The organism is Roseibium sp. RKSG952, assembly GCF_009711355.1.
In genome coordinates this window covers 1-10,889 of sequence record NZ_SMMF01000804.1, presented here as the reverse complement: position 1 = coordinate 10,889, position 10,889 = coordinate 1, and the positions used below count along the sequence as shown (strand labels likewise).

Here is a 10,889-nt window from a genome sequence, read left to right as displayed (position 1 = left end):
CACAATCGTAAACTGTGTCGTGTACAGGGTTCACCGACTTTAAATACGCAACTGTAGTACTATCAGTTGGTCTGAATTCCTGGGACCACCTTACCGTTCAGAGGCCTTCACGCCTCGTGAAGTCTGTGCCGGATCCGTATGACCCGGGAAAAATCGTCTCCGATTTGCAGCAGTGCCGGCACAAGCATCAGAACCAGTACGGTTGCGACCGCCAAGCCGAACACGATCGTGATTGCCATCGGGATCATGAACTGAGCCTGGCGGCTGGTTTCGAACATTAACGGGAGCAAGCCACTGATTGTGGTAAGCGATGTCAGGAAGACCGCCCGCAAACGGTCGCAGCTTGCCGAAATCGCCGCCTCCTTGTGACTTTCGCCATTCGCGCGGCGCTCCAGAAACCTGTCGACCAGAATGATCGAGTTGTTGATCACGATACCCGACAGGCCGAGCAACACGATGATCGAGAGCATCGTGAGTTTGTAACCCATGATGTAATGCCCGAATATCGCCCCCACGATCCCGAATGGAATAATCGACATCACCACAATTGGCCGCGAGTAGCTGCCAAATATGGCAGCCAGGATAATGTAAATCGCGATGACAGCGAGAATGACCCCGGTGAGCAAATCAACAAAGGCGGTGTGCTGCTCTTCTGCCTTGCCCTTGAATTCATACTTGAGGCCATATTTTGAAACCAGTTGCGGCAAATAGGTTTTGCTCAAAGCGGCCATGATCTGGTTGTTGGATGTTACGGAACTGTCGACATCCGCCACAACACTTACAACTGTCTTGCCATCCCGCCTTTTCACAACCGAAAAACCCTGCGCATCCTTCAGGCGGACCACTTCGGACAGGGGAACATATTCACCCGAGCTTGCCTTAAGCGAGAGGTCGCGGAGCGACGAGCTGCCCACATCGGCCAGAGCCTGCCGTACCCGGACTGCCACCTCTTCGTCCCCCTCGGCAAAGTAGCGTGGAATATTGCCCTCGAACGCATAGCGGATCTGCTTTGCCGCACTGTCAATCGTAAAGCCGAGGGCCTTCCCGCGCGGCGTCAGCTCCAGAAGCAGTTCAGGCTTTCCGAACGGCAGGTCATCTTCCACCCCGCTCACTCCAGGAAAACTCGAAAGTTCCCCGGAAAGTTCCGCGGCTGCGGCCTTGAGATCCGGCAGGGGCGCGCCGGTAAGACGGATATCGAGATCACGCCCCGGCGGGCCACCACGGGTTTCCGCTATCGACAGATTGGAAATCGAAGGCAACTCGGGTACCGCCGCGCGCCATGCGCGAACGATCTCCGGCGTGCGAATGGAGCGGGCTTCGGCTGGCGTCAGTTGCACGCTGATATTTGCGAAATTGTCACCGCTGTAATCGCCCGCTTGGCCAAGCGTGGAAAAGGACGCAAGAACAAGCTCATCACCGTCGCCGTTGGTCAGCTTCCTTTGCGCATCGTACAGCGCATCTTCAATCTTCATCATTCCATCCAGCGCGGTTTTCTGGGGTGTCCCTGGATGAAAGACAATAGAAGCGGTCAGGTGCTCACTTTCGGGAGACGGGAAGAAGGTAAAGCCGACACGCCCCCCCTGAACCAGCCCGACACAAAGGAGCAATGCCGCGAATGCCAGCGCGCAAGTGACATAGCGATAGGAAACCGCCGCACGTACAATTGACTTGAACGGATTGTCGCGGACCCAGTCAAATGCTGTGTCGACCGCCCTGCGGAAGGTGCTGTCTCTATGTACTGTCTTGCTCCCCCGTTTCCGCCGCCGCATCAACAAGAATCCATACTCGACAGCAACGCCTGCGATAAAAAAGACCCCAAGCAGCATCAACTCAACTGCAGTGGAACCGTAAGCGGTGCTGAGGCCCTTAAGAGGATCAACAACTGCATCGAAATAGGGCGGTACGGATACATCCGGCTGTTCCATCAGGCCGAACAGAAACAGGGCCGGTGCGCCAGAAAATACTGCCACCCGCCACCATTTCCAACCCGCTTTGCCAGAAAGCGAATGACCAAGATGACCTGGCAGGACGGCAAAACATTCAATCAGCGATGCCACAACAACCGATACCACGACAACCGGCAATGTGCTCAACACCTGCCCAAGCTTGTCGCTGATCAGAAGAATGGGCATGAAAGCGGCGATTGTCGTCAGGGCTGCGGCCAAAACGGGTGAAAACATCGTCTGAGCGCCACGAACCGCAGCTACATCCGGAGGGTCCCCCATTGCAAGCCGTGTCGCCGTATGCTCTCCGACGACAATGGCGTCATCGACGATAACACCCAGCATCATGATCAACCCGAACAGGGATATCATGTTGATGCTTTCGCCGAAGAGCCACATGACCCCGAAGGTTGCGATCATTGCCACCGGGATACCTGCAGCAACCCAAAGGGCAATGCGTGCATTCAAGAACACAAACAGGATCACAACGACCAAAATCAGACCTGACAGTCCATTGTCGACAAGCATCAGGATGCGATCTTTGACTTCGTCTGCGGCGACGTTGTATTTCAGAACTTCCAGGTTGGACGGCAATTGGGGCCGTATTTCTTCAAGATACTGATCCAGTATCTCCGACGCCTTAAGTGTATCGGAGTTCTCCATGCGCTTGAGGCTCAGCTTTATCGCCCGTGTACCCGTTGAAAAGCCCTGCTCGTCGTCTTCATCGAAATCGCGGTAAATATGAGCAATATCAGCAATCGTCGTCTTTTCGCCGGTGCTCAATGTCTTGACATCCACTGCTCCGATAGCTGCGGGCGTCTTTTCGGCAATCGCGCGTATCTGGCGGTCAACATTCCCCTTGATGTCGCCAGCCGGAACATCGGTGGTATTTGACGAAATTTCGGTCGCAATGTCGGAAACGCTCAACTGCAAACGCCGCAACTCGCGCTCGGGCACTTCTACCACGATTTCGGGAGCGCGGTATCCGGTCAGGTTGATCTTGTCGATCCCTCGCTCCAAGAGATCATCTCGAATTTGCCGGGCAAATGTTTTGAGCGCGGCCTCTGAATATGGACCACGTATGGCGAGCGTTGCGACCGCATCGGTTTGGGTCGACGCTGTAATTGTCGGCGTATCGCTGTCACTTGGTAGGGTCGTGATGCCATTGACGGCCTGCTCGACATCAGACAGCGCTTTTTGCATGTCCGATCCCTCGACGAATTCAAGACTGATATCCGCGCCCCCTTCTCTCGCATAGGCGACCATCTCATCAAGATTGTCTATGTAGCGGAGTTCCGGCTCTACAACGTCAAGGATATTTGACACCACATCTTCCGCACTTGCGCCTGACCAGGTGATGCTGACGCTGACGGTATCATCCGTAATGGTCGGAAACACTTGCGTGTGGAGTTTCGAAAGCCCGAGGGCGCCAAACAGGATCATTGCAACCATGACAAGGTTAGCTGCTGTCGGGTGCCGCACGATGGTTGTCAGGATCCCACCAGTGTTCTTGAGTGACATGGAGGGCTCCTAGCCTTTGGCCTGGCTTGCGCCGGACAAATCCCCGCTGCGAGACAGGGACCCGGTTTCTTTTACGTCTTCTGCGGGTCGGGTTGATTTTACGAGCAACCCATTACCGGCTTCCGCAAGCCGTGTGGTCAGCAACTCGTCTCCGTTTTCAAGGCCTCCGCGCACGATAGTGGTATTGCCGTCATAGGCTTGCACACTGACCTGTTTCGCTTGCAACCGGCCGTCCTTTATGACGTAAACCAGACCATCACCGTAAACCGCGTTTTCCGGAATCCGGAAAGTTTCCGGATACGCCTGATCGGGTATTTGAATTTGAACGAATGCGCCTGGCCGCAAGGGGGGCTTGTCTTGGTCGTAATCAACAACAGCATAGATATCGACCCCACCGTGGGTGCTATCGACATCTGCAGCAACCCGATCAACCTTTGCATGATAGACAATAGGGTCAGTGCCGATATTCCAGAGCAAATCGACCGGCCGCCCGACTACCGTTCCCTCACTTGATACAATCCTGCCATACTCATTGTCGGACAGGGTGAAACGGACCTCCAGTTCTTCATTGCTGTAAATTGACGCGACAGCGTCGTTGACGCTCACCAACCGGCCAGCTTCGGCACCTTGTTCGCGCACCACAGCATCAAAGGGCGCATACAAAACCGTGTTGTTCAGTTGCCGCTCTGCGTTTTGAACACCCCATTGGTATTTCTTGATAGCGGCATCTTGCTGGGCGACCTTGGCCTCGTACAGCGCCAGGGTGTTCTGGTTTTGCTCTTGCGCCTGTTCTCTTTGAGAGACCAGAAGCTTTCGCTCATCAACGCTTTGTTCGCTGATCGCTCCCGAACCGCGCTCGACCAGTTCCGTCGCGCGTTTCAGATCCTTTTGGGCGAACTCAAGCTGTTCCTTTGAACGCTTGATATTTTCCCGCTCAAGCGTCAACTGCCCCTTGTTCTCAACTTGCTTTGCTTCCGCTTCAGCGAGATCCGCCTTGGCTTCGGTAAGCGCGCCCTCATATTCAAACGGGTCAATTTTCACCAGCATGTCGCCTTTCGACACCATGCCACCGACTTTCAATGCCGGGTTCACGGCAATCACTTCGCCGGCGACCAGCGAGCGCAATTCTACCGTTCGACCTGCAGTCACTTCGCCGAAAGCGCTGATGGTAGGTGAATGAATGCCGAGATGCACCAAAGAGCTCTCAACCGGATAGGCTTTCTCACTCAACGCTTGTTTTGGAACATCAGGCTTTGTGACGATCAGCCAGTTCATTGCCAAGAGAGCGACTGCTGTCACCACAAGGGCCACGCCACCCTGCAGCAGACCCTTTGACACAAGTCTTAGCCGCCTCGATGGCGTCGAGTGGGATGAAATATTCTTTTGTTGCTCTGGGAGTGGGCTGTCTTCTGCCGATTGATCGACGTCTTGAAGCATGAGTTTCCTTAAGGCTGCATCTTGTAGTGACTGATCACCCCCTCCCAAGCGGGATCAATCACATAGTATTTTTTACAATGTTACACCTATAAGCTCGTGTGGCCGACGAAGATCAAGCGCCAATTTGTAATAGGATGTCTTACACATCCATTACCCTGCCACGGCATCCGCAGAAAACCGCAAAAAATGCGGCTTATATAGCTAGAAATCTACGCATTAAACTTTGGACAGGTTCCTGCCTTGGAACGCTCGCCCATCTTTGTCCTGGCCCCAAGCGGCTGTTTGCCATTCGATGAATTTTTGCGTCTGGGTGAGACCTCATAAAGCTGCAAAGTCCCCGCCTTGCAGAATAGTGTTGGCTGGCAGAGCCAGCACATATCCCCAGTAGTAGGCATTCCCAAAAGCTTCCATTGCAACCAACCAATGTGGCTGAATTATAAAGAAAGTTAGAACTTGGCACCGGCGTACGGTTTCTGTGGCAAACTCTGATCAATGTAGAAATACGGCACTCTTCAAACGGCATTGCCCTTTGAATTCAAATCCGGAATCCCACAACTACTACCTGATTCAATTCGTCCACACTGCCTATGCAGTGCTGTCGTGAATCGTGAAAAATGCATCGCGGATCAGATAGACAGTGTAGCCACTCAAAAGCAGTGCCAGTGCAAACCATGTCATCAGGTAGACCGTGTGGCTGTTGTGAAACGTCACCTTGGTCAGGCCCGGACGAGGGTAGACCTCAGCAGATGTGCCTTCCTGGGCATCAATGAAATAAGGCGCAACGGGTCCGAGATTTCGTGCTGTTGCCATTGCTTTAAGGTCCCGGGAATACCATCGGTCCTGGTCCGGCTTGTTTGCGCGCAAAAAACCACCGTCTGGTTCAGATAGCCGAAGCAGTCCGGTGATTGTCAACACGGTTGCATTTCCGGGCGCGATGGACATGTCGCTCTGTTTTGCTGCCGCGTCCGGTACAAACCCGCGGTTAATCAGAACAACGAAACCAAGGTTCGCCCGGAAGGGCTGCAAAACCCAAAATCCGGACCCGAGATCCGTAACGGCTTTGGCGAGTAATGGTTGGCCGGGAAGAAAGCGGCCTTCAATTTTCACAGGCGAGTATTCGCTGGATGCGTGTGTCAAGCCCGCCCAGTCATCTGGTCCCGGGGCGTCGACCGGAGCAGCGTGAATACGGGTTTCGACACGATTGATCAGATCCAGCTTCCATGCCCTGCGCTGGACTTGCCAGACGCCCAGAGCCGAAGTTGCCGCAATGCCTGCCAGAAGCAGCGTAATTACGGCGTAAAACTTCCACCCGGGTTTCCGGGCGGGGGAATGGCAGTGCTGTACTGCCATGTCCCTGTTTGCCAATGCGTCTTTCACGCTGTTCAACCCGCGCGCCCCATATCGTGGACCGGCATCATGTTGACGTTAAGGTGATGCATGACCCAAAGGGAGCCAGCGATGGCAATTGCCAGAATGATCACTGTGAACAGGAAGGATAGCAGATTCCAGCCCCCTTCCGACTTCCGGTCGAGGTGAAGGAAATACACCACATGCACAACAATCTGAACGACTGCAGAGGCGACCACCAGAAGGGACGTGGTGAGCTTGTCTTCGATGACATTTGCCATGACCAGCCAGAACGGCAGCACTGTCAGAACAACCGACAGTATGAAGGCCTTGGCATACCCCGACAGGGAGCTGTGGCTAGCACCGGCCTCATGCGCGCCGACATGACCGAGAGAATGTGTTTCTGCGCTCATTGGATCACTCCCAACAGATAGACAACGGTAAAGACGCCGATCCAGACCACATCAAGAAAATGCCAGAACATGCTGAGACACATCATCCGCCGGCGGTTTGCGCCGATCAGGCCGTGCTGTCCGATCTGGGTAATCAGCACGATTATCCAGACAAGACCGAAAAAGACGTGCAGACCGTGGGTCCCCACCAACGCATAGAAAGCTGACAGAAAGGCGCTGCGTTGTGGCGTCGCGCCAAGTTCCATCAGGTGATGGAACTCGTAGAGTTCAATGCCGAGAAAGGCCAGACCGAACAACGCAGTCACAGCGAGCCATATCCGGGTAGCGGTGACCTGGTTCCTATCGGCCGAGATCATAGCGAACCCGAAGGTGATCGACGAAAACAGCAACATGAAGGTGTTCAGCAACACCAGGTTCAAATCGAACAAATCCTTCGGTGCGGGCCCGGCAGCAAAACTGCTGCCGAGAACACCGAAAGTTGCAAAAAGCGCCGCGAAAATGAGGCAGTCACTCATCAAGTAGATCCAGAAGCCCAGATAGGTGCTGTGACCGTCCGGATGGCCCTTGTCTTCCAGATCGAAGAACACGGGCTTGGCGCTTTCACTCGCGCCGACAGCATTCATATTCATGGCCTATTCCTGCGAAGCAAGCAGGCGGGTCCGGGTCGATTCCGTTTCAAGAACGGTATCGGCCGGAATATAGTAATCCCGCTTGTAATTGAATGTGTGGGCAATGCCGTATCCGATGATGGCAAGGAAGCTTGAAGCTGCCAGCCACCACACATACCAGACGAGTGCCGTACCGCAGACCACGCTCAAACCTGCAAGGATAATCCCGGCTTCGGTGTTCTTGGGCATGTGGATCTTGCGGAATCCGTAAAGGGGACGTTCATAACCGCTTTGTTTCATGTCCCACCAAGTGTCCAGCTGGCGCACCATCGGGGTGAAGGCAAAGTTATAGTCCGGCGGAGGGGAGGATGTTGCCCATTCCAGGGTGCGTCCGTTCCATGGATCACCCGTTGTGTCGCGCAGGGCGTGACGGTTTCGGATGCTGACATAGATCTGGACCAAAAATGCGCCAATGCCGCAGGCAATCAAGATGGCGCCTATAGCGGCAATCACGAACCAGATTTGCAGCGAAGGATCATCAAACACCCGCATGCGCCGGGTCACGCCCATCAATCCAAGGATATAGAGCGGCATGAAAGCTAGATAGAACCCGACAACCCAGCACCAGAACGACACCTTGCCCCAGAATTCGTCCAGCTTGAAGCCGAAGGCTTTCGGGAACCAATAGGTTATGGCTGCAAAGACCCCGAACACCACGCCACCAATAATGACATTGTGGAAGTGGGCAATCAGGAACAGGCTGTTGTGCAGGACAAAGTCTGCCGGGGGGACGGCAAGAAGAACACCCGACATTCCGCCGATCACGAAGGTCAGCATGAAGGCAAGGGTCCACAGCATTGGCACTTCGAACCGGATCCGGCCTTTGTACATGGTGAACAGCCAGTTGAACATCTTCGCCCCTGTCGGGATCGAGATGATCATGGTTGTAATGCCGAAGAAGCTGTTGACGCTGGCGCCCGATCCCATTGTGAAGAAGTGATGCAACCAGACAATATAGGACAGCACGGTAATGACGACCGTTGCATAGACCATTGAGGAGTAGCCAAACAGGCGTTTACCTGAAAAGGTTGCCGTAATTTCGGAAAACACACCGAAGATCGGCAGGATCAGGATGTAGACCTCCGGGTGACCCCAGATCCAGATCAGGTTCACATAAAGCATCGAGTTGCCGCCGAAATCGTTCGTGAAGAACGATGTGCCGAGATACCGGTCCGCTCCGAGGAGCGTCAGGACAACGGTCAGGATCGGAAAGGCGGCAACGATCAGGACGTTTGTGCAAAGAGCGGTCCAGGTAAAGACAGGCATCTTCATCATGGTCATGCCCGGTGCACGCAGCTTGACAATCGTGCAGATCAGGTTGACGCCTGACAACAGCGTTCCGACCCCTGCAATCTGCAGAGCCCATATGTAGTAATCCACACCGACGTCCGGACTGTAGGTGATCCCAGAAAGGGGTGGATAGGCAAGCCAGCCGGTTTTGGCGAATTCGCCGACAAACAGCGACATCATCACCAAGACAGCACCGCCCGCTGTCATCCAGAAGCTGAAGTTGTTCAGGAACGGAAAGGACACGTCTCGTGCCCCAATCTGCAGCGGCACGATATAGTTCATCAAGCCGGTGACGAAAGGCATTGCCACGAAGAAGATCATGATCACGCCGTGGGCCGTGAAGATCTGGTCGTAGTGGTGCGCGGGGAGAAAGCCTTCGCTTCCTCCAAAGGCGATCGCCTGTTGAAGGCGCATCATGATCGCATCGGCAAAGCCGCGCAGCAGCATGATCACGCCAAGGATCATGTACATGATCCCGATGCGTTTGTGGTCAATCGATGTAAACCATTCCCGCCAGAGGTAACCCCAGAGACGGAAGTAGGTGAGTGCGCCAAAAACCGCAGCGCCCCCGAGGGCGACCACGATGAACGTTCCCAGAATGATCGGTTCGTGGAACGGAATATCCGCCAGACTGAACCGTCCCAGCAAGAACGTTGTTTCTATGGACTGGTTGGTCATTGATGCCAAACCTTATCAATTGTTCTGTGTGAGCTGGTCCGCAGGTGGAACCGGAATGCGTGAGCTGATTGTGGTTTGAACCGGGGACTGGTTCGCTGTCGCGGCCTTCTTGGTGTTCGGTGCGCGTCCGACATACGACTTGCCGAAAGGATCTTCTGTCGTGCAAAGGGTCGAGATGTAAGCCGGCTCTGGACCGAGAACCGATTTCAGACGCGCGCGATTGCTGTCTTCCGGTGAATCGGGAAACACGTTGTAGACACCCGCAACGCCGAGACCGCCTTGGGCATCAATGGCCATCATCTCGCCCATGCACATGCGCCCCGGCTCCACGCACATGTTCAAGATGCGCTCGTACAGGCTCGGATCGACCTCGGAATAATATCGGACCGGTTCATCCTCGCTGGGCCGCTCAAGCTCCAGATAGAGGCTCCGGCTCAACTTCCCTCCGTTGCCGCTGACCTTCTCGATCCAGTCGTCAAAATCATGATCCGACATGCCCAGCATGGAAAACCGCATCTTTGAGAAGCCGGCACCGCTATAGTTGGCGGAGAAGCCTTCGAAGGTGCCCGGTTCATTGATCACGGCATGCAGTTTCGTTTCCATGCCGGGCATGGCATAGATTTGACCTGCAAGAGCCGGGACAAAAAACGAATTCATCACTGTCGATGCGGTGATGTTGAACGTAATCGGGCGATCCACCGGTGCGGCAAATTCATTTACTGTTGCAACGCCGTATTCAGGATAGAAAAACAGCCATTTCCAGTCGAGCGCGACAACCTGTATTTCCAGTGGCTCGACATGACTGGCCACAGGCTGGTTGGGGCCTATCCGGTCCAGGGGCTTGTAGGGGTCAAGCGAGTGCGTGGTGATCCACGTTACTGTTCCAAGTGCTGCAATGATTGCCAGTGGAACGGTCCAGATGACGACTTCCAGCTTGGTGGAATGGCTCCATTCCGGCTCGTAGGTCGCTTGCTTGTTGGATTGCCGGTATTTCCAGGCAAACAGAACCGTCAACAACATCACAGGAATGATCACGACTAGCATCAATCCGGTCGAAATGAGTATGAGGTCTCGTTGCTGGTTGGCAATGTCGCCAGAGGGATCCATGACAACCATATTGCAGCCGCCCAACAAGGCCAGCAGCGAAGTTATCGCAGCTATACGTTTTAAAGGCACTGAATTACCTGCCTGATTTTCAAAGTTTTGTGTCGTTAGCCGTCGCACTGGGAGAAGGTGCGGCCAAGGGGGTGACGACCTAAATCGAGAAAACCAAGTTCACAAGTGGGCAATACGATTGGTAATGATATGGTAATGTTCAGTTTATTGAAAACGCGACATCCGACTTGGCGGCAATTGCAGAGTGAAGCCGATTTTCGAACAATTTACGAATTATCGAAAGTTTTGACATGCGACAATTTATCCATCACTCCCCTGTCGCCAGGAATGCCCGGTTGTGGCCCTGTCGGCTCTTCTAGGCATTTCAGAAATTGTTTGGTCGGCGGTTTGCGGGTGCACTGAATTAGACAAAAAACCGAGCTCGTTTGCGCAGCCGGAAAAGCCTCGGACGATAACGTATAAAATTTTTCGCACAT

At 54.1% G+C, this 10,889-nt stretch carries 8 protein-coding genes; all 8 read right to left on the bottom strand.

Annotated features, from left to right (window positions below; translation table 11 throughout):
* Positions 1-107 precede the first annotated feature (107 nt).
* On the bottom strand, positions 108-3,464 hold the full coding sequence (locus tag E1297_RS07685) for an efflux RND transporter permease subunit (protein ID WP_155136093.1): 3,357 nt from the start codon (positions 3,462-3,464) through the stop codon (positions 108-110).
* A 9-nt stretch (positions 3,465-3,473) separates the two neighbouring features.
* Positions 3,474-4,802: an efflux RND transporter periplasmic adaptor subunit gene (locus E1297_RS07680; protein ID WP_196223237.1), complete on the bottom strand. Its 1,329-nt coding sequence runs from the start codon at positions 4,800-4,802 to the stop codon at positions 3,474-3,476.
* 684 nt (positions 4,803-5,486) lie between these two features.
* Positions 5,487-6,278 (bottom strand): SURF1 family protein, encoded by a 792-nt coding sequence (locus tag E1297_RS07675; protein ID WP_368669484.1) that lies wholly within the window; start codon positions 6,276-6,278, stop codon positions 5,487-5,489.
* 5 nt (positions 6,279-6,283) lie between these two features.
* Positions 6,284-6,661, bottom strand: coding sequence for a cytochrome o ubiquinol oxidase subunit IV (gene cyoD / locus E1297_RS07670; RefSeq protein WP_155136087.1), 378 nt, complete (start codon positions 6,659-6,661; stop codon positions 6,284-6,286).
* Positions 6,658-7,290 carry a cytochrome o ubiquinol oxidase subunit III gene (cyoC, locus tag E1297_RS07665; RefSeq protein ID WP_155136084.1) on the bottom strand — a complete coding sequence of 211 codons (633 nt, stop codon included), beginning with the start codon at positions 7,288-7,290 and terminating at the stop codon, positions 6,658-6,660. Before cyoC ends, cyoD begins: the two co-directional genes overlap by 4 nt.
* 3 nt (positions 7,291-7,293) lie before the next feature.
* Positions 7,294-9,297 (bottom strand): cytochrome o ubiquinol oxidase subunit I, encoded by a 2,004-nt coding sequence (cyoB, locus tag E1297_RS07660; protein ID WP_155136081.1) that lies wholly within the window; start codon positions 9,295-9,297, stop codon positions 7,294-7,296.
* 15 nt (positions 9,298-9,312) lie between these two features.
* The gene (gene cyoA / locus E1297_RS07655) at positions 9,313-10,473 is read right to left on the bottom strand and encodes a ubiquinol oxidase subunit II (protein ID WP_368669483.1); all 1,161 of its coding nucleotides are present in this window, start codon (positions 10,471-10,473) and stop codon (positions 9,313-9,315) included.
* Positions 10,474-10,679: 206 nt separating this feature from the next.
* Positions 10,680-10,889: hypothetical protein (locus E1297_RS49760; protein WP_209015692.1), on the bottom strand; the 210-nt coding region annotated here is incomplete at its 5' end.